This is a genomic window from Micrococcoides hystricis, assembly GCF_042434215.1.
In the GTDB taxonomy this organism is placed as follows: Bacteria; Actinomycetota; Actinomycetes; order Actinomycetales; family Micrococcaceae; genus Micrococcoides; species Micrococcoides hystricis.
Map to the genome: position 1 here is coordinate 94,006 of NZ_JBHLUB010000031.1, position 20,163 is coordinate 114,168.

At 61.3% G+C, this 20,163-nt stretch carries 15 protein-coding genes and 2 tRNA genes; 9 read left to right on the forward strand and 8 right to left on the reverse strand.

Annotated features, from left to right (window positions below):
- Positions 1–20 precede the first annotated feature (20 nt).
- Positions 21–914 carry a carboxylating nicotinate-nucleotide diphosphorylase gene (gene nadC / locus ACFFFR_RS09590; protein WP_377459931.1) on the forward strand — a complete coding sequence of 298 codons (894 nt, stop codon included), beginning with the start codon at positions 21–23 and terminating at the stop codon, positions 912–914.
- A gap of 65 nt (positions 915–979) precedes the next feature.
- Complete coding sequence (locus tag ACFFFR_RS09595) at positions 980–2,134, forward strand: cysteine desulfurase family protein (RefSeq protein WP_377459933.1); 1,155 nt, start codon at positions 980–982, stop codon at positions 2,132–2,134.
- A 69-nt stretch (positions 2,135–2,203) separates the two neighbouring features.
- On the opposite strand, the gene ACFFFR_RS09600 is transcribed toward ACFFFR_RS09595, so the two are convergent.
- The 6 genes from ACFFFR_RS09600 to bcp form a co-directional block, all read right to left on the reverse strand.
- The gene (locus tag ACFFFR_RS09600) at positions 2,204–3,400 is read right to left on the reverse strand and encodes an NAD(P)/FAD-dependent oxidoreductase (protein ID WP_377459934.1); all 1,197 of its coding nucleotides are present in this window, start codon (positions 3,398–3,400) and stop codon (positions 2,204–2,206) included.
- Positions 3,401–3,501: 101 nt separating this feature from the next.
- Complete coding sequence (locus tag ACFFFR_RS09605) at positions 3,502–6,645, reverse strand: efflux RND transporter permease subunit (protein WP_377459936.1); 3,144 nt, start codon at positions 6,643–6,645, stop codon at positions 3,502–3,504.
- A gap of 12 nt (positions 6,646–6,657) precedes the next feature.
- Positions 6,658–8,148 (reverse strand): malate:quinone oxidoreductase, encoded by a 1,491-nt coding sequence (locus tag ACFFFR_RS09610; protein WP_377460176.1) that lies wholly within the window; start codon positions 8,146–8,148, stop codon positions 6,658–6,660.
- 73 nt (positions 8,149–8,221) lie between these two features.
- Complete coding sequence (locus ACFFFR_RS09615) at positions 8,222–10,000, reverse strand: ABC transporter substrate-binding protein (RefSeq protein WP_377459938.1); 1,779 nt, start codon at positions 9,998–10,000, stop codon at positions 8,222–8,224.
- 140 nt (positions 10,001–10,140) lie between these two features.
- Positions 10,141–10,223, reverse strand: a tRNA-Leu gene (locus tag ACFFFR_RS09620).
- A gap of 62 nt (positions 10,224–10,285) precedes the next feature.
- Positions 10,286–10,759, reverse strand: coding sequence for a thioredoxin-dependent thiol peroxidase (gene bcp / locus ACFFFR_RS09625; RefSeq protein WP_377459940.1), 474 nt, complete (start codon positions 10,757–10,759; stop codon positions 10,286–10,288).
- A 175-nt stretch (positions 10,760–10,934) separates the two neighbouring features.
- On the opposite strand from bcp, the gene ACFFFR_RS09630 reads away from it, so the two are divergent.
- Together ACFFFR_RS09630 and ACFFFR_RS09635 are read left to right on the forward strand one after the other, a co-directional pair.
- Positions 10,935–11,420 (forward strand): MarR family winged helix-turn-helix transcriptional regulator, encoded by a 486-nt coding sequence (locus ACFFFR_RS09630; protein WP_377459942.1) that lies wholly within the window; start codon positions 10,935–10,937, stop codon positions 11,418–11,420.
- 214 nt (positions 11,421–11,634) lie between these two features.
- The gene (locus ACFFFR_RS09635; RefSeq protein WP_377459943.1) at positions 11,635–12,006 is read left to right on the forward strand and encodes a DUF4190 domain-containing protein; all 372 of its coding nucleotides are present in this window, start codon (positions 11,635–11,637) and stop codon (positions 12,004–12,006) included.
- 110 nt (positions 12,007–12,116) lie between these two features.
- Here the strand turns inward: ACFFFR_RS09635 and ACFFFR_RS09640 are convergent.
- Positions 12,117–12,188: transfer RNA gene (locus ACFFFR_RS09640), tRNA-Lys, on the reverse strand.
- A gap of 71 nt (positions 12,189–12,259) precedes the next feature.
- On the reverse strand, positions 12,260–12,772 hold the full coding sequence (locus ACFFFR_RS09645) for a hypothetical protein (RefSeq protein WP_377459945.1): 513 nt from the start codon (positions 12,770–12,772) through the stop codon (positions 12,260–12,262).
- Positions 12,773–12,824: 52 nt separating this feature from the next.
- On the opposite strand from ACFFFR_RS09645, the gene ilvD reads away from it, so the two are divergent.
- From ilvD to serA, 5 genes are all read left to right on the forward strand, one after another.
- Entirely contained in the window at positions 12,825–14,552 is a 1,728-nt protein-coding gene (gene ilvD / locus ACFFFR_RS09650) for a dihydroxy-acid dehydratase (RefSeq protein WP_377459947.1), read from the forward strand.
- Positions 14,553–14,866: 314 nt separating this feature from the next.
- Positions 14,867–16,726: an acetolactate synthase large subunit gene (locus tag ACFFFR_RS09655; RefSeq protein WP_377459949.1), complete on the forward strand. Its 1,860-nt coding sequence runs from the start codon at positions 14,867–14,869 to the stop codon at positions 16,724–16,726.
- 9 nt (positions 16,727–16,735) lie between these two features.
- Positions 16,736–17,242 carry an acetolactate synthase small subunit gene (gene ilvN, locus ACFFFR_RS09660; RefSeq protein ID WP_377459951.1) on the forward strand — a complete coding sequence of 169 codons (507 nt, stop codon included), beginning with the start codon at positions 16,736–16,738 and terminating at the stop codon, positions 17,240–17,242.
- A gap of 41 nt (positions 17,243–17,283) precedes the next feature.
- The gene (gene ilvC / locus ACFFFR_RS09665) at positions 17,284–18,306 is read left to right on the forward strand and encodes a ketol-acid reductoisomerase (protein WP_377459953.1); all 1,023 of its coding nucleotides are present in this window, start codon (positions 17,284–17,286) and stop codon (positions 18,304–18,306) included.
- Between the two features lie 159 nt (positions 18,307–18,465).
- A complete protein-coding gene (gene serA / locus ACFFFR_RS09670; protein WP_377459955.1) occupies positions 18,466–20,058 on the forward strand; it encodes a phosphoglycerate dehydrogenase in 1,593 nt (530 codons plus the stop codon).
- Positions 20,059–20,163: the final 105 nt, after the last annotated feature.

Below are 20,163 nucleotides of genomic sequence, written 5' to 3' on the forward strand. Positions count from 1 at the left end.
TACACCAGAGAGACTTCACCATGACTGACACCTTCGCCGCCCAGCCCTTGCCGCTCGACATGCGGCTAGTGGAACCGCTGATCGCCGCCGCCCTGGCAGAAGATGCCCCGACCGGGGACATCACTGCCAACCTGCTGATTCCGGCTGACGCCGAACTCAGCGTCGCGCTCGCGGCTCGTGAAGACGGGGTGCTCAGCGGCGCCGACGTCTTTACCGGCGTCATGCACCACGTAGATCCGCGTACCACGGTCGAGTTTTCCGTCACCGACGGCCAACGCTTTGCCGCAGGTGACCACCTTGCCGTGATCCGCGGTAATGCGCGGGCCGTGCTGTTGGCCGAGCGGGTGAGTCTGAATCTGCTGCAACGCATGAGCGGAATCGCCACCACGACCGCAGCCTATGTGGCGGCGGCAGGGTCGGCCCGCAGCTTCCGCGGTGAGCCAGTCCGGATCGTCGATACCCGCAAAACCACGCCGGGACTGCGACTGCTGGAACGGTACGCGGTGCGTTGCGGCGGGGGATACAACCACCGCAACGATCTATCCGCGGCAGTCATGGCCAAGGACAATCACCTCAGCCTGCTCGGAACCGGCGAAGAGTTGACCCAGCAACTGCGTGCCGCGAAGGCCCGTCTGGGCCACACCATCCACTTCGAGGTAGAAATCGATTCGCTCGACCAGCTGGATGCAGTCTTGGCTGCCGGGGTCGACACCATCATGCTGGATAACTTCTCGGTGGCTGAGCTGCGGGCCGGAGTTGAACGTGTCGCAGGGGCTGCCTATGTTGAAGCTAGCGGCGGGATCACCCTCGATTCCATTGGCCAGATTGCCTCCACCGGGGTCGATGTCATCTCCTCCGGGGCCCTGACCCACAGCGTCCGCTCCTTGGATCTAGGACTCGACGCGCTGAACTAGCCCCGTCCCGGAGCCGCCCGCGATACGCGTCGGAACTCATTCTGAACAAGGAAGATCGAAACCCCATGTCTGAGACCCTGTACTGCGACCACGCCGCCACCGCGCCCATCCGGCCTGAGGTGACCGCGGCCATTGCCCCCTGGCTCTCACGACTGGTCGGCAACCCGGCCGCCATGCACCCGCTGGGCGAAGAATCATCGTCCGTGCTGGAACAGGCCCGGGGCATGATCGCCAACGTCCTTGGGACCGAGTCCGCATGCCATCCAGAAGACGTCTTGCTGACCTCCGGCGGCACGGAAGCCAACAACCTAGCGGTCAAAGGCTTAGCCCTGGCCAACCCACGGGGCAAACACATCGTCACCTCGGCGTTCGAACACCCGGCCATCCACGAGCCACTGCAGCAGCTGAAGACCTGGCACGGCTTTGAGATCGACTACGCCCCGATCACCCCGGACGGGGTCGTCGACCTCGAGGCGTTCAAGGGGTTGCTGCGCGAGGACACCACGCTCGCGACGGTCATGACGGTGAACAACGAGATCGGCACCATCCAGCCCATTGCGGAACTGGCTGCAGCGGCCCACGAGGTTGGGGCACTCTTTCACACCGATGCGGTCCAAGCCGCCGGATGCCTGCCCTTGGCTCCGATCTGGGCCGCGGTAGATGCCATGAGCCTGACGGGACACAAGATCGGCGCCCAAGTCGGTGTCGGGGCCTTGATCGTCAAGGCAGCTTTGCCGTTGGAAGCCCAGCAGGTCGGTGGCGGCCAGCAATGGGCGCGCCGAGCTGGCACGCAAAACTTGGTTGGTGCCGTCGGACTCGCGACCGCGTTGCTGTACGCCCAAGAAGAAGCGCAGGATGCCGAGCTGAAACAGGCCATGAAGGAGCGGATGAACCGGGTTGTGCGGGAACTCAAAGCCGTTTTCCCGGGCATGGAACACACCGGTGCGGACGCCCCGCACTTGCCGACGACCTTGGCGTTGCGGTTCCCGTGGGTCTACGGGGAAACCGTTTTGGTGGACTTGGCTCAGCGCGGGGTCTATGTGGCCACCGGCTCGGCCTGCCATGCCGGTCAGACGGACCCGTCCCACGTGCTGCTGGCTCTCGGCTTGGATGATGAAGAGGCGAAAACGGGCCTGCGCATTTCCGTTGGTCTGGACTTTTCGGACGCGGATGCGGACCGGCTCATTCAAGCATTGATTGACGTGGTCCCGCAGCCGTAAACGTGCGTTGCTGCAGGGCCCACGTCAATCTGGTCGGCCGTATGTGGCGTTAAGTGCGGCCGGGCCGGGTTAGGCCAAACCGCGCAGCATGAAATGCCAGTACAGGTTCGGCAGGACCCGACGCTTGAATTGGCCGAAGTCCCGAACCTCTTTCAAGGTGTTGACCACCGGCAGCGTCGGATGCGGCTGCATGGTGTAATCGAATTCCGCGATCAGGATCTTGTCCCGAGCCGTGGTCAGCGGGCACGAGGCGTAGCCGTCATAGGAGGCCGGCAACGGCTGCTGATCCAGGTAGGCGAGCACATTGTTCACCACGACCGGGGCCTGCGCCCGAACGGCCGCCCCAGTTTTCGAATTGGGTGTTGAGCCGCAGTCACCCAGTGCGAACACATTCTCGAACCTGACGTGCTGCATGGTGTGCTTGTCGACATCCACGTAGCCGGTGGGTGTGTCCGGGACAGCCAGCTCGGTTTTCTTCAACCAATCCGGTGCTGACTGGCGGGGGACCACGTGCAACATGTCGTAGGACAGCTGCTCGGTCTGGGACGCGTCGTCCATCGAAGAAATTGTGACCTGCTGATTAACCGAGTCGATCTGGGTCACCTCGGAGGCGAGCCGGACTTCGATCCCGTAGCGGGCAGCAACTTTGACCAGCTCATCCGAGAACACCTGAACACCGAACATGCCTGGGGTGGGCAGCACTAAGACCATGCGGATATTCTCGAGCACGCCTTGCCTGCGCCAATAGTCGGCCGCCAAGTAGGCAATCTTCTGCGGTGCTCCGGCGCACTTGATGGGGCCGGAAGGCATCGTGAACACTGCCGTTCCCGAACGCATGGACTGGATGAGTTCCCAGGTCCGCGGGGCTAGCTCGTAACCGTAGTTGGAGCTGGCCCGTGCCGAGGTGATGCACTCGCGCATGCCCGGCACCGCATCCCAATCCAATTGCAGCCCGGCCGCGACGATGAGCGCGTCATAGGTGACGGTGGAGCCGTCGACCAAGGTGACGGTATTGGCGTGCGGGTCGATGTCGGCTGCCGCATGCGGAATCCACGTCACCCCGCGCGGAATGACATCGCTCATGGGTCGTTTGCTGTCTTCTGCCGGTGCCAGGCCGCCACCGACGAGCGTCCATAACGGCTGGTAGTAGTGCGTGGTGGCTGGTTCGATAACGGCGATATCGGTGAGTTTCTTATTCCGTAGCCGCGCTGCAACGGAGATGCCGGCGGTACCGCCGCCGATAATCACAATCTGATGATGCGTCATGATACTGAGTTCCCCCAACGTCTGTTTTTAAAATCAAACGTTGAAGTCTCACACCAGTCAAGGAATCAGCCGAAGAAAGTGGCCAAGATCTGGCCGGAAGCTTAACTCTTCCGTAACCCCTCGACCAAACGGTACAGAACCGGTACAAGGATCAGCGTGAGCAGTGTTGAGGAAACCAACCCGCCGATCACGACCACGGCCAGCGGCTGGGAAATGAAGCCACCGCTGCCGGTGAGGCCCAGCGCCATGGGCGTCAGCGCCAAGATGGTAGCCAGCGCGGTCATCAAGATGGGCCGCAGTCGGTGCCGGGCACCTTCTTCGATGGCCTGGTTGAGGTCGTATTGGACCCCGTGGACGGCGTCTCCGCGACGGTACTTGTTGATCAGGTCCAGCAGCACAATGGCGTTGGTGACCACGATGCCGACCAGCATCAGCATCCCGATCAGGGACGGCAGCCCGAGCGGGGTACCGGTGATCAGTAGCAGGGCGATCGCGCCGGTGGCCGCGAACGGGATGGAGACCAGCAGGATGAGGGGTTGGATCAGGGAGCGGAAGGTCGCGACCATGATCACGTAGACAATGGCCACCGCGGCGGCCAGCGCCAAGAACAGGTCTTGGAAGGACTCGGCTTGCTGTTGGGCGGCACCACCGATCTCGGCGCTCGCCCCGGTGGGGAGGTCGACTTCCTCCAGCGCTGCGGTGACTTCTGCGATCGTCGCACCCAGATTGTCATCCTTGGGTTCGACCTCGACCGTGGCGGTACGTTGCGTGTCTTGGGACGTGATTGCGGAGAGGGTTTCAACTTGGTTGACCTCGGCGACATCACTGAGTTTGACGGTGGTGGGCCCGACCGGAAGTTCAACTTCACGTAGCTCTTTGACCCCGGTGACCTCGTCCGGGTCACCAATGTTCACCGGGTAGTCTACGAAGCCCAGTCGCATGGTCCCAGCCGGGGTGGGGTTCAGGCTGGCGGCGGTGAGCCCGGCGATTTGTTCTTCACTCAAGCCCAACTCGGCGGCTTTTTCGCGATCCACCTTGACCTCGACGGTCGGGTAGCTGGCAGCTAGGTTGGAGCTGACGGCACCGGCAGTGGACAGTCCGCGCATCCGCTCGGTGACTGCGTCGGTGGCCTCGGCCAACAGCTCCGGGCTCGGGGCCTGGATGGAGACGTCCACGGACGATGAGGAACCAAAGCCGGTTGACTGGGTTTGCACCGTGACCTCCCCGGCTGTGTCTAGGTCGGCGACGCGTTCACGGGCGGCATCAAGGATCACGGTTTGGTCTTCGTCCGCGTCGGTGAGGACGTTGAAGCTGGCTTTGTCGCTGGTTCCGCCACCGAAGGACATCATTTGCAGGGAACCGCCAGCGGTGTACTGAACGTGGGTGACACCGGGAATGTCTTGGAACGTGGCGGAGACCTTGTCGGCTTCCGCTTCGGTGACTTCCAGTGCGGTGCCTGGCTCCATTTGCAGGGTGGCGCGGAAGGAGTTCTGGCCGGTGTCGCCGAACAGGTTGGTTTGTAGCAGCGGAACCATGGCGAAGGTACCGACCAAGATCAACACGCTAGCCAACAAGGTGATGACCGGGTGGCGTTGGGTGCTGCGCAGAATCGGCAGGTACGCCCGCTGCAACCGGTCCGGTTTATCCGTGTACTCGGCGAAGGCTTGATCTGCTTCGGCGCTGGCGAGCTGGTGAATTTCCAGCTCATCCGTGTCCGCATCCGGCTCGGCCGCTTTGATCTTCTTCCGGGCCAGGAACCAGTAGGCCAACACCGGCACGATGGTCAGCGCCACGAGGAGGGAGCCCAGCAGGGCGACCGTGGAGGTGATGGCGAATGGGCGGAACAGCTCCCCGGCCATGCCGGTCACGAAGGCAACCGGCAAAAAGACGGCGACAGTGGTCAGGGTGGAGGAGGTGATCGCGGTTGCGACCTCACCGGTGGCATCCCGGATGAGGGTGCGCCGGTAGGCGGGGTCGGCCAGCTGCGCCGGATCCGTGGCGGTGATGTGCCGCTGGATGTTCTCAATGACCACGATCGAGTCGTCGACAACGCGGCCAATGGCGATCGTCAATGCGCCCAGGGTCAGCATGTTGAGGGAATAGCCAAACGCCTGCAGGCCGATGAAGCTGACCAGCAGTGACAGCGGGATGGAGATGGCCGTGACCAGTGTGGAGCGGATGGAGAACAGGAAGAGCAGGATCACCAGCACGGCGAACACGAGCCCGAGCATGCCTTCGGTGGCGAGGGTCTCGATCGACTGCTCAATGAACGGGGCCTGATCCAGCACCACCGTGATCGTGGCATCGTCGCCGAGCTGGTCTTGCAGCTGCGGCAACATGTCATTGATGGCGTGCGAGAGTTTGACGGTATCCGCGTCCGGGGTTTTGGTCACCGAAAGGGACAGGGTCGGTTCACCATCGGTGCGGGTGATGGAGGACTGGATCTGATCTTTCAGGCTGATGTCCGCCAGCCTGCCCAAGGAAATAGGTTGGGCGTCTTCGGCTTCACCGCGCAGCATGATCTTCTCAAGATCATCCAGCTGCTCAACTGGGGCGCCGGCCTGGACCGGTAGGGACAGCTCGCCTTCCGGTACAAGACCGATCGGGAACAGCCCGGCGTTGGTCTCTAACGCGTCGGTGATGTCCTGGTTGGTCAACCCGTTCTGCGCCATCCGCCGCTCGTTCGGCACGATGGAGATGTACTGACCGGAGCCACCGGCGACTTCCGCGGTGCGGACGCCGGGGATCTTTTCCAGTTCGGGCTGGACGAGGCGTTCGACCTCACCTTGTAACGCGTTCAGGTTGCCCGGTTTGGACACGGCCATGAACACGATCGGGAAGTCGTTAACCGAACCGGCGAAGGAGACCGTCTCGGCCTCATCCGGCAGCGAGGCCTCCGTGTTGGAGATGACCCGGTCCACTTGGGCGCGGGCCCGGTCCAGGTCCGTTCCGTAGCGGAACATCAGGGAGAAGACGGCAACACCGGAGCGTGAGGTCGCGGTGGTTGATTCGAGGTTCTCCACGGCTTGCAGGCCGCGCTCGAGGGGCTCGGCGATCTGCTTGTTGACCACTTCCGGGCTGGCCCCCGGCAGGGTGGTGGTAACCGCGATTTGCGGGAACTCAATGGAGGGGACCAGCTCCTGCTTGAGCTGACCAAGTGAGAGGTAACCGAAGATCGCGATGAAGACCGTGATCAGGGCGATGAGCGCCCGGTTAGCTAACGAATACTTGGTCAGCTGCTGCATGGGGGTTGAACCTTAGATGAGTTTGAGGGTGCGGTTGGTTTCGGTCAAGACCTCTTCGCGCAGCGCCTGGTTTTCGTTGAGTTTTTGTCCGTAGGACGGGATGATCTCGGTCAGCTTCGGTGCCCAGCCGGCGGCATGGTTAGGGAAGCAGCGCTTGAGCAGTTCGACCATGATCGGGGCCGCGGTGGAAGCACCGGGGGAGGCGCCCAGCAGGGCACCCACGGTGCCGTCAGCGCTGGTGATCACTTCGGTACCGAACTGCAGCACGCCGGCTGAGTCGGTGCCCTTCTTGATGACCTGGACACGCTGACCGGCAGTGATCATTTCCCACGACTCCGGGTTGGCTTCTGGGAAGAACTCGGTCAGGGACTCGAACTTCCGGCCCTTGGACTTGGTCAGCTCGGAGACCAGATAGGTCACCAGAGACATGTTGTCCTTAGCCACCCCGAGCATCGGCAGCAAGTTGTGTGGGCGCACCGACAGCGGCAGATCCAGCAGGGAGCCGGACTTCAGGAAGTTGGTGGAGAACCCGGCGTACGGGCCAAACATCAGGGAGCGACGACCGTTGACAAAGCGGGTGTCCAAGTGCGGTACAGACATGGGTGGGGCACCCACGGAGGCCTGGCCGTACACCTTGGCGTTGTGCTGATTGATGATGTTCTCATCGAAGCAGCGCATGAAGTGACCGGAGACCGGGAAACCACCGTAACCCTTGGACTCTGGGATACCGGTCTTCTGCAGCAGGTGCAGGGCGCCACCACCGGCACCGATGAACACGAACTTGGCGTGGACCTTGGTCTTCTCACCGCTGATGTTGTTGGTCACGGAGACGTCCCAGCCGGTGTTGGCGCGGGACAGGTCGGTGATCTTGTGCTCGTAGTGCACATCCACCCCGGACTTGGCCAAGTGGCCGGCCAGCTGCTGGGTGAGGGCGCCGAAGTCAACGTCGGTGCCGTCCTTGACGCGGGAGGCGGCGATGCGCTGGTTGCGGTCCCGGCCCTGAGTCAGCAGGGGAGCCCACGAGCCGATGGTGTCCGGGTCTTCGCTGTGCTCCATCTGTTCGAACAGTGGCTGGGCGCTGAGGGCTTCGTAGCGTACACGCAGGTATTCGGCGTGGTCATCGCCCCACACAAAGGACATGTGGGGCAGCGGGTTGATGAAAGTTGATGGGTCCTGCACGTAGTTGTTGCGGACCAGGTAGGACCAGAACTGGCGGGAGACTTGGAACTGTTCGTTGATGCCCAGCGCCTTTGCTGGGTTCACAACGCCGTTCTTCATGGGTGCGTAGTTCAGTTCGCACAGGGCTGCGTGGCCGGTTCCTGCGTTGTTCCACGGGTCTGAGGATTCCAGACCGGCTTGGCTGAGGTTTTCGTAGAGGGCGATGCTCCAGTCAGGTTCGAGTTCCTTGATCAGGGTGCCCAGAGTCGTGCTCATGGCGCCGCCGCCAATGAGGACGACGTCATAGCGCTGGCTAGTTGCTGCTGTGGTCAATTTTTTCTCCATCACCGAAGGTGTGCCGGATCTTCTACAACTTTAGCCCTCGGACGCCGGGGGCCAAAAATTACTGAACGAGTGGTCATGTTCCAAGACGTATGGACGTGAATAACTCGTCTAAGACTGGGGATGTGGGGTAGTGCTGCACCTGGCGGGCCAGCGCAATCGCCGAGATCGGGGTGCACAGGGGGACGCAGGCGACATCGGTGGCCAACCGGACGGAGATTTGTGCGGCATGGTCTTGGCGGGTGCTGCTACCCAGATCTTCGTGGCGTAGCTTTTCTGCCAGCTGCTCCAAGGCGTCGTTGGTGTAGCCGCGGGCCGGACCCGGCCCGGTCAGGATGGGGGATAAGAAGTTCAGTGGGTCGCGGTAGGCACCGGTGATCCCCCACAAATACAGACCCACTTTGTCATCGGTTAGGATGCGCTGCTGGTAACCGGCATCCCAGGCAACCGGGACCGGTCGAATGGTGAAACCGGCTTCGGTGAGTTGGTTGGCAATATCCAGCGCGGTGCGTTCCGGCTCGGGAAGCCACGTGCGGGAAGTGTCGGTGGGGAAGTAGAGGGTGATGGGCTCTAGGTCCTCAAGTTCTTCGACTTCCTGGGGTACCTGAGCCCGGTCGAAGAACGGCTGCGGGAAGTTATCCATGGACACCGCCAACGCCGGTGGGGTGAAGGCCCGGTTGGAGTGGGTGCCATCGAGGAAGTAGCTGCCTGCCAGCCGGTTGGTGTCCAGCGCGCTGGCGATCAGCCGGCGGACCTGACGGGATTCTAGGACCGGATGTTCGTGGTTGATGCCCAAATAGGCCATGGAGAACGGGTCCCGTTGCAGGAAGCGGAAGCCTTGTTGCAGGACCGGACGGATCTGGTTCGGGGTGACATCGGAAAAGGCGTTGGCCTTGCCTTCTTCCAGGACACGCAGCCGGCCGTATCCGGTGCGGTAGCTGCGCAGCTGAATCTCGGTCGGGGTGGACGGATCCAAGCTCGGTGAGGCACTGGATTCGTCGTCGGCAGCATCCGCTGCGTCAACATGGGTGAGTACCAGTCCGGCTTCGGTGTCGTCACTGGCGTACCGGTAGACGCCGCTGCCAATCGGGGCGGCCGCGAAGGCGGAGAATTTACCGCCCTTGGGGAATCGGGGGAGCTCTTGGGACAGGCTGTTGGCCTTTTTGTCTTTCAGCGCGGTGGGCGAACAGATACTGAAAGCGGTGTGTGCCAGTGCCGGTAGTAGTCCTGGCAAAGGTTTGTGCAGGGTGAAGACGACAGTGTCAGTACCTTGTGCGGCAACGGAGGCTAAGGAACCCCGACCTTTGACCGCCGCATCCTCTGGAGCGGGCGTAGCCTTCTTGGCCTGACCGTCGTTCGGGGTCTCGGTGCCGAAGACCTCGGCGAAGTAATCGGGCAGGGTACCGGCCGAAACAGCTTTGACTTTCTCGGGCAGCTCGATCCAGCGTTTGACGTTGGCCACCACGGCGGCAGCGTCACAGGCGGTCCCGTCATGAAAGGTCACATTCGGCTTCAGGGTAAAGGCGTAGCGCAACCCATCATCTGAGACATCCCACTCGCTAGCCAGCTCGGTCTGAGTTGGGGCGCCAGTATTGGGGTCGACCCCCACCAAGCGCTGGAAAATCTGCCGGCAGAGCAGCGTCTGTTCGGCCGTGGTCATCAACAGAGGATCGAGGCCACCTACGGCCGCGGGCAGGCTCATGGCGAAGATGCGATCGGCGATCTTCAGACTGGCCGGGGCCGAAGGTGAGGGGAGGGAGCTGGCGTCCTCGGTGCGTTCGCATCCGAGCAACAAGGTGGTGCCCAGTACCGCGCTGGTGCCGATGAAGGCACGGCGGCCAAAAGCTGTGCTCACTTCACTCCTTGTCCAACACCGGGATAACTCGCTAACCGTGAGTTACATTCTAACGAACAGAAGAAGGTCCCAAAGCGGTCACAGCGGAGCTGTTTCTGCTTTGGGACCTTCATCATGGTTCCGTCATTTGGAACCGAAAGTGCGGGCGGAGGGACTTGAACCCACACGTCGCGAGGACACTGGAACCTAAATCCAGCGCGTCTACCAATTCCGCCACGCCCGCAGGTGCCTACTCAGCATAACCTACCGGCGGCGAGTGGAAAAATTGGCGCGCCTTGTGTGCTTTTAGGCTTCGAGCTTCAGGTCGCGACGCAACTTGGCTACGTGCCCGGTGGCACGGACGTTGTACTGGGCGACGGCAACCTTGTGGTCCTCATCTAGGACGATGGTGGAGCGAATCAACCCTTCGTACACCTTGCCGTAATTCTTCTTCTCGCCCCAGGCGCCATAGGCTTCCGCAACGGCGTGGTCTTCGTCCGAGAGCAGCGGGAAACCAAGGTCTTCTTTTTCGGCAAACTTTTCTAACCGGGAAACTGGGTCAGGGGAAATGCCTAAGACCACGTAGCCTTCAGAGCTAAAACGGGCAATATTGTCCTGAAAATCACAAGCTTGCTTGGTGCACCCGGGAGTGGAGGCCTTCGGGTAGAAGTAGATGATGACTTTCTGGCCGGAAAATTGGTTCAGCGAATAGCTGTTGCCGTCTGCTGCAAGAAGAGTAAAGTCGGGGGCAGTGTCGCCAGCCGTGAGTCGAGTAGACATCGCAATCCTTTAAAACAAACTATGTGTTGAACTTCTCAGGTAGCTCACAGGTCGTGCGCTAAAATATGAAGTCTAGGAGAGCACGTTCATCTTTTGGGCTGCCCTCTGAACTTTTGCTCTCAGAGCAGAACTACTTTTAGAAATAAAAGCTGATACAAGATAGAGAAAAACAAATATGGAGAATGTGAAAGCATGGCCGTTGGGGCGGCTGCTTTCGACATCAGCAAGGCTGTTGGAAGCCCAAACTAACCGCCGTCTCATCGACCACAATTTAACCAGGGCCGGCATGGCCGCGTTAGAGGTTTTGGACCGTCACGGTGCCATGACTCAGGCGCGACTGGCCAAGACCGTACGCGTTCAAGCGCAGACGATCGGACGCACGCTGAATCGCCTGGAAAATCATGGGTACGTTGTCCGAGCTCGCTCACCGCGAGATCGGCGCGCCATCCTTGTGGGCCTGACCGACAAAGGTCGGGCCGCATTGACTGACATGGAAAGCGGAGATCAAGACATCACTTTCCAGTCGGTAGACGTGGACGATTTGCGCAAGAACTTGCTTGAGCTCATTGCCGAGCTAGAGGCAAGTACGGGTCCGACAGCCGAGCTGGCTGATGCAAGTCTGCATCGGTTGGAAGCTGAAGTAAATACGGAGGCAAGCTAACCGCTTCCGCATTTGCGACTATTGAATCTAAATACAGACAAGCTGCTCCTCGCAGAGTGAATTGGACGACCACCATTTCATTCTCCGGGGAGCAGCTTCTTTAATTGGTCGTCGCAGAGGATCGGCAGAATGTCTCTTGCGCCCGCAGACGTATTAGTCTGAAAGATCCGGCCCACTACGCACGCTTTAGCCCGAATAAGGACTTTCACACCTCATGACTTTGGAACCGCAGCGACCAGAACACCAGTACCGCTATGACCCGAACGTAACCGGCACCCATGAGCCCTCGCAGCAGTTGTATGCCGGCTACATGGGCAAGCCGCAGGGAACCGGGTTGGCGATCACCTCGTTGATCACCGGCATCTTGTCATTTCTGACTTCGCTGTTTCCGTTCCTATCTGCGCTGTTGGGGATCACAGCTGTCATCACCGGTGGGATCGGGCTGGCCAAGAAGCGGCACAAGGGACTCAGCATGGCCGGCGTGATCCTGGGTGCTCTGGGATTGGTCATCAACGTGGCGGTCTCGATCTTGGTGCTGATGCCCGGCGGTATCCTTGATTCGCTGAACGATTCGCTGAACACCTAATCAAAATTCCCGGCGGGCCCAACACGGTGAATCGGCTAAGGAAGTAAGAAAGAAACAAGGGAGTTAAACAAGAAAACCCTCCACGTAAAGGTGGAAGGTTTTGGTCCTTGTGCGCCCCCCGGGACTCGAACCCGGAACCTATTGATTAAGAGTCAAGTGCTCTACCATTGAGCTAGAGGCGCTCGGTTATTGAATTGTTTGCTCTGTTGAGCACGAAAGAAAACATTACCAGAGGTTTGAACCAAATGTGAAATCAGCTCTGGTGGCCCTGATCGAACTCATCAAAACGGTCGAACACCTGGTGCATAAAAGCGTGAAAATCCGCGGCATCCGTGCTCTGTTCCAACTCCACCAAGACCCGTTCTTCCGGCCCCGCACAGGCCCACGAGATGAGTGTGTGTTCACTCACTTCAAAGAGCAGCGTGCGCTCCGTGCTCAGCTGCAGCCTGTAACTGGAACCCAGATCCGCAATATCCACCAGATTGGTCAGGTCTGCACCGACGGTGGCTCCACGGGTGACGGGGGTGGCCATATCCATGTGCTCGGGGTCGAGCGATAGGGCGAACGGTAACGCCATTAACTCCAGTGGGGCGAAGCGGTACCCGATCAGATACCCGGCCAATTCAGAGCCGTGCGCGTGGTCGTGGGCGAAGACCACGTTGTAGGAGCCGTGGTTGAGCACCTCATCGTCAAAGAGGGTGCGTAACACCTCTTTGGCGTCCGTGGAGGAAAGTTGGGTGCATTTCATGCCCCCTAGTTTAGACATAATTGGCGAGCCACCTTTGGGAACCATCCACCTGCCGCCCTAGAATCGAACCATGAGTACTTCAGCAGCCTCCGGCGCCAACCAAGACGGCGCCGTCGATATGAAACCACGCTCCCGGGACGTCACCGACGGCATGGAGCGCGCCCCGGCCCGCGGCATGTTGCGCGCCGTTGGGATGGGAGACGAAGACTGGGTGAAACCCCAGATCGGTATTGCTTCCTCCTGGAACGAGATCACCCCGTGTAACCTCTCTCTGGACCGCCTAGCCCGGGCTTCCAAGGAAGGCGTGCACGGCGCCGGCGGTTACCCGCTGGAGTTTGGCACGATCTCCGTCTCCGACGGTATTTCCATGGGACACGAAGGCATGCACTTCTCCCTGGTCTCCCGTGAAGTCATCACCGACTCCGTTGAGACCGTCATGATGGCCGAGCGCCTCGACGGTGCCGTGCTGCTGGCTGGCTGTGACAAGTCCCTGCCGGGCATGCTGATGGCTGCCGCCCGCTTGGATCTGGCCTGCGTGTTCCTGTACGCCGGAACCATCATGCCGGGTGTGGCTCGCTTTGCCGACGGCACCGAAAAAGAGGTTACCCTCATTGACGCGTTTGAAGCCGTCGGTGCGTGCGCTCGCGGTCTGATGAGCGAAGAAGACTTGGACATCATTGAGCGTTCCATCTGCCCGGGTGAGGGCGCGTGCGGTGGTATGTACACCGCCAACACCATGGCCTCCATTGGTGAGGCACTCGGTATGTCCCTGCCGGGCTCGGCGGCGCCACCGTCTGCTGACCGCCGCCGCGACAATTTCGCGCACCGCTCCGGTGCTGCAGTCGTGGAGATGCTGCGTCAAGGCATCACCGCCCGGGACATCCTGACCAAGAAGGCGTTCGAAAACGCCATCACCGTCACCATGGCTTTGGGCGGCTCCACCAACGCCGTGCTGCACCTGCTGGCGATCGCACGGGAAGCCGGCGTGGACTTGAAGCTGGAAGACTTCAACCGCATTGGCGACAAGGTCCCACACCTGGCGGACCTGAAGCCGTTCGGTGAGTACGTGTTCTACGACGTGGACAAGATCGGTGGCATCCCGGTGGTCATGAAGGCCCTGCTGGATGCTGGCCTGTTGCACGGCGACGCCCTGACCGTCACCGGCAAGACCGTTGCCGAGAACCTGGCCGAGATCAACCCGCCAGCCCTGGACGGTAAGGTCATCCGCGAGTTGAACAACCCGATCCACCACAACGGTGGCATCGCCATCCTGCACGGTTCGCTGGCACCAGAGGGCGCCGTGGTGAAGTCTGCAGGCTTTGACGCGGACATCTTTGAAGGCACCGCCCGCGTGTTCGAACGCGAGCAGGGCGCCATGGACGCACTGGAAGCCGGCAAGATTCAGCCCGGTGACGTGGTGGTCATCCGCTACGAAGGCCCGAAGGGCGGACCGGGAATGCGCGAAATGCTCGCGATCACCGGTGCCATCAAGGGTGCCGGATTGGGCAAGGACGTGCTGCTGTTGACCGATGGCCGTTTCTCCGGCGGTACCACCGGTCTGTGCATCGGCCACATCGCACCGGAAGCCGTGGACGGCGGCCCGATCGCGTTCATCGAAGATGGCGACAAGATCCGCGTGGACATCGCCGGCCGTTCGATCGACCTGTTGGTGGATGCGGATGAGCTTGAGAAGCGCAAAGAGAACTGGGAGCCACTGGCACCGAAGTTCACCGGTGGTGTGCTGGGCAAGTACGCCAAGTTGGTCCACTCCGCTGCTGAAGGCGCGTACTGCGGCTAACCCATAAAACCGAATCTGAGGGTGAGATGCGCGGCAGCACAGGCTGGCTGTGGCGCATCTCACCTGAAGTTGTCTTAGCGGCCGGTCAAGAGTTCTTCCACAATGTGAGATAATCATGGGGTGTGATCACCACCCATATGGTCACCAACATGAAAACTTATGACCTATAAGAACCGACCGTAGACACCATGACCCGGTCGAATCTGCTGGGCCACTTTGATGCCGGCACGGAATGATCTTCTTCCGCCCCCGCCCAGCGTCGTAACTGAATCGGTACATAAAGTTTTGTTGGTACGAAGGAAGAAACACTGAATATGAGTCACTCCACACCGGCCACTCCATCCGTGATGGCTGGTCGGAACCCTAAGGACACACCCGCCGAGAGCGGTCAACTCATCCAGGGCCCAAACAACGTGGTGGAACCAACCACCATGACCGGCTCGGAAGCGATTATCCGCTCCCTGGAAGAACTTGGGGTCAAAGACGTCTTCGGTCTGCCCGGCGGTGCGATTCTGCCGACCTACGACCCGTTGATGGACTCCGAGAAGATCAACCACATTCTGGTCCGGCACGAGCAAGGCGCCGGACACGCCGCGCAAGGCTACGCCATGGTCACCGGCGAGGTGGGCGTCTGCATCGCCACCTCCGGCCCCGGCGCCACCAACTTGGTCACCCCGATCGCTGACGCCCACATGGACTCGGTCCCGATGGTCGCGATCACCGGTCAGGTCTCCGCATCTGTGATCGGCACCGACGCCTTCCAAGAGGCCGACATTGTCGGGATCACCATGCCCATCACCAAGCACTCCTTCTTGGTGACCGACGCCGACGACATTCCCCGGGTTCTGGCCCAGGCCTTCATGATCGCCAACACCGGCCGCCCCGGCCCGGTCTTGGTCGACATCACCAAGAACGCCCAGCAGGCCGAAACCGAATTCTCCTGGCCGCCAAAGATTGATCTGCCCGGCTACAAGACCGTGGTCCGCGGCCACGCCAAGCAGGTCCGCGAAGCGGCCAAACTGATCCAAGCCGCCGAACGCCCCGTACTGTACGTCGGTGGCGGCGTGCTGAAGGCCGACGCCTCGGCTGAGCTGATCGAATTCGCCGAGACCCTCGGCGCACCCGTGGTCACCACGCTGACCGCCCGCGGTGTCTTCCCGGACTCGCACCCGCAGCACGCCGGTATGCCAGGCATGCACGGCAAGGTCTCCGCAGTGACCGCGCTGCAGCAGTCCGATCTGATGATCGTGCTCGGTGCCCGCTTCGACGACCGTGTCACCGGTCAGCTGGACTCTTTCGCACCCTACGCCAAGGTCATCCACGCGGACATCGACCCGGCTGAGATCTCCAAGAACCGCACCGCCGATGTTCCGATCGTCGGCTCGGTGAAGGAAATCCTGCCCGATCTGAACGCTGCCGTGAAGGACAGCTTCGGCGAGCACGGCAAGGCCGACTACGGCCGCTGGATCGAGACGATCAACCGGTTCAAGGAAACCTACCCGCTGGGCTACACCGAACCGGAGGACGGTTTGATGGCCCCGCAGAAGGTGATCGAACGGATCTCCGCCCTCTCCGGTCCGGAGGCCGTCTACGTCGCCGGTGTCGGCCAGCACCAGATGTGGGCCGCCCAGTTCGTGGACTTCGAACGCCCACGCCAGTGGCTGAACTCCGCCGGTCTGGGCACCATGGGCTACGCCGTTCCGGCCGCCATGGGCGCCCAAGTCGGTAACCCGGACCGGGTGGTCTGGGCCATTGATGGTGACGGCTGCTTCCAGATGACCAACCAAGAGTTGGCCACCTGCGTTATCAACCGCATCCCGATCAAGGTCGCGGTCATCAACAACTCCTCCCTGGGCATGGTCCGCCAGTGGCAGACCCTGTTCTACAACGAGCGCTACTCCAACACGGACCTGAACACCGGCGCCGGCACCGTCCGGGTCCCGGACTTCGTCGCACTGGCGGAGGCCTACGGGTGCGTGGGGCTGCGCTGTGAAAAGGAAGAGGACCTAGACGCCACGATCGCCAAGGCTATGGAGATCAACGACCGCCCGGTCGTGATCGACTTCGTGGTCTCCCGCGACTCCATGGTGTGGCCGATGGTTCCTGCCGGAGTTTCCAACGATGACATTCAGATCGCCCGGGGCCTGACCCCTGACTGGGATGATGAGGACTAACGCTTTACGATGGCACAACACACTCTTTCCGTACTCGTCGATGACATCCCGGGCGTCCTAACCCGGGTCTCCTCACTCTTTGCCCGCCGCGCGTTCAACATTCACTCGCTCGCGGTTGGCCCCTCCGATGTTGATGGCTTCTCCCGCATCACCGTGGTGGTAGACGCCGAAGGGGACCTGTTAGAGCAGGTCACCAAACAGCTGAACAAGCTGGTCAACGTCATCAAGATCGTTGAGCTGACACCGGAGAACTCGGTACAGCGCGATCACCTGCTCATCAAGGTCAAGGCCGACAACCCCACCCGCATCCAGGTGGTCCAGGCCATTGAGCTGTTCCGTGCCCGCGTGGTAGACGTCGCCCCCGACGCGGTGACCATTGAAGCCACCGGCACCAAAGGCAAACTCGATGCCCTCTTAACCGTTTTGGCACCGTTCGGAATCCGTGAGATTGTACGTTCTGGAACGATTGCGGTCGGCCGTGGCTCCAAGTCCATGACCGATAAAGCACTGCGGTAAAAACTTCACCCCTTTTTCAACCACCTCCAAGGAGAACTTAAGTGACTAAGCTTTACTACGATGATGACGCCGATCTGGGCCTGCTGAACGGCAAGAAAGTTGCTGTCATCGGCTACGGCTCCCAGGGCCACGCCCACTCCCTGTCCCTGCGGGATTCCGGCGTTGACGTCGTCGTGGGTCTGGCTGAAGGCTCCAAGTCCAAGGCCAAAGCTGAAGCCGAAGGTCTGACCGTCAAGACCGTCGCCGAGGCCGCCAAGGAAGCCGACATCATCATGATCCTGACCCCGGACCAGGTCCAGGCTCAGGTCTACAAGGAGTCCATCGCGGACAACCTTGAAGCCGGCAACTACCTGTTCTTCGGTCACGGTTTCAACGTCCGCTACGGTTTCATCGAGCCACCAGCCGACGTGAATGTCGCCCTGGTTGCCCCGAAGGGCCCAGGCCACATCGTCCGCCGCGAATTCGAAGCCGGCCGTGGTGTCCCAGCCCTGATCGCCATCGAGCAGGACCCAACCGGTGACACCAAGGACATCGCCTTGGCCTACGCCAAGGGCATCGGCGGCGCCCGCGCCGGCGTCATCGAGACCACCTTCAAGGAAGAGACCGAAACCGACCTCTTCGGTGAGCAGGCCGTGCTCTGCGGTGGCATGTCCCACCTGGTCCAGGCAGGCTTCGAGGTCCTCACCGAGGCCGGCTACCAGCCAGAAATCGCCTACTTCGAGGTGCTGCACGAGCTGAAGCTGATCGTGGACCTGATGGTCGAAGGCGGCATCGCCAAGCAGCGCTGGTCCGTCTCTGACACCGCTGAATACGGTGACTACGTCTCCGGCCCACGCGTGGTCGACGCTGACGTGAAGGCCAAGATGCAGGCTGTGCTGGAAGACGTGCAGAACGGCAACTTCGCCAAGCGCTTCATGGATGACCAGGCTAACGGCGGTAAGGAGTTCAAGGAACTGCGCGCCAAGGGTGAAGCCCACCCAATCGAGGCCGTCGGTAAGGACCTGCGTAAGCTCTTCTCCTGGATCCAGGTCGAAGACGACTACGAAGGCACCGCAGCCCGCTAAATAATCTTGCCGGCCCACCACCATGGCTGCCGGTAAACACTGGACAAGCCGGGTGCTTCTCACCACCATGACGGATGCACCCGGCTTTGCCATTTTCCCGCGACCACAGCACATCTTTTTTCCACCCCGCACTGAATCCCACCGTTAGAGGAACCACACGTGTCCAACGCTAAACCTGTTGTACTCCTTGCCGAAGAACTCTCCCCAGCGACCATTGAAGCCCTCGGCGACGGTTTTGAGATCCGCCAAACTGACGGTGCAGACCGGGCCGCCCTGCTGCCAGCCCTTGCCGAAGCCGACGCCGTGATGGTCCGCTCGGCCACCCAGATGGACGCCGAGGCAATCGCCGCCGCCCCCAAACTGAAGGTCATTGCCCGCGCCGGGGTAGGCCTAGACAACGTGGACACCAAGGCGGCCACCCAGGCCGGTGTCATGGTCGTGAACGCACCGACCTCCAACGTCATCTCCGCCGCCGAACTGACCTGCGGCCACATCCTCGGCTTGGCCCGCAACATCGCCCCAGCCAACCGCGCCCTGAAGGACGGGGAGTGGAAGCGCTCCAAGTACTCCGGTGTGGAACTGTTCGAGAAGAAGCTCGGCGTCATCGGCTTGGGCCGCATCGGCGGTCTGGTCGCCGAACGCATGAAGGCCTTCGGCATGGACATTCTGGCCTACGACCCGTACGTGACGTCCGCGCGCGCCGCCCAGCTGGGCGCCCAGCTGGTGGATCTGGATGAACTGTTGGAGAAGTCTGACTTCATCACTATTCACATGCCGCGCACCCCGGACACCATGGGCATGCTGAACGCTGACGCGTTCGCCAAGATGAAGGACTCAGCGTTCGTGATCAATGTGGCCCGCGGTGGCCTCATCGATGAGGACGCCCTGCACCAGGCGCTGGTCAACAAGCAGATCGCCGGTGCCGCCGTGGACGTGTTCGTCAAAGAACCTTCCACCGACCTAGACTTCTTTGTCCACGACAACGTCGTGGTCACCCCGCACCTGGGTGCCTCCACCGCCGAAGCCCAAGAGAAGGCTGGCGTGTCCGTCGCCAAGTCCGTGCGGTTGGCCCTGGCCGGGGATCTGGTCCCGGATGCGGTCAACGTGGCCGGCGGCCACGTGAACGAGGACGTCCGCCCGGGCATCCCGCTGATCGAAAAGCTCGGCCGCATCGTCTCCTCGCTGGCCAAGGATTCACTGACCGCCGTGGAGATCACGGTGGCTGGCGAGATCGCCAACCAGGACGTGAAAGTGCTGGAGCTGGCCGCGCTGAAGGGCATCTTCTCCGGCCACACCTCCGAACAGGTCTCCTACGTCAACGCACCCGTGCTGGCCGAACAGCGCGGGGTAGCCGTGAACCTGAAGACCACCACCGAGTCGGACGCGTTCCGCAACAAGCTCACCGTGCTCGGCGCCACCTCCTCCGGGGACCAGGTCTCGGTGACCGGTACCCTGACCGGCCCACGTCAGGTGCAGAAACTGATCGGTGTGGATGATTACGAACTGGAAGTCCCGCTGACCGAGCACATGCTCTTCGCCCGCTACCAAGACCGCCCCGGTGTGATCGGTACCTTCGGCCAGATCTTGGGCGGCAACAACGTGAACATTGCAGGCATGCAGGTCTCCCGCAACGTCGCCGGCGACGCCCTGGTGGTGCTGAACCTAGATTCGGCGACCCCGGAAGGCGTCCAGGACGAGATGAAAGAGAAGATCGGCGCGACCGTCGTCTCCGAAATCGACTTGGAAGACTAACCTCAACACCCAACTACGTCTCGGCGGCGACGGCACGGCAGCAGGTCTGACACTTTCGGACCGGCCGCACCGTCGCCGCTTTGCGTGAACAACGAATCAGGTAAC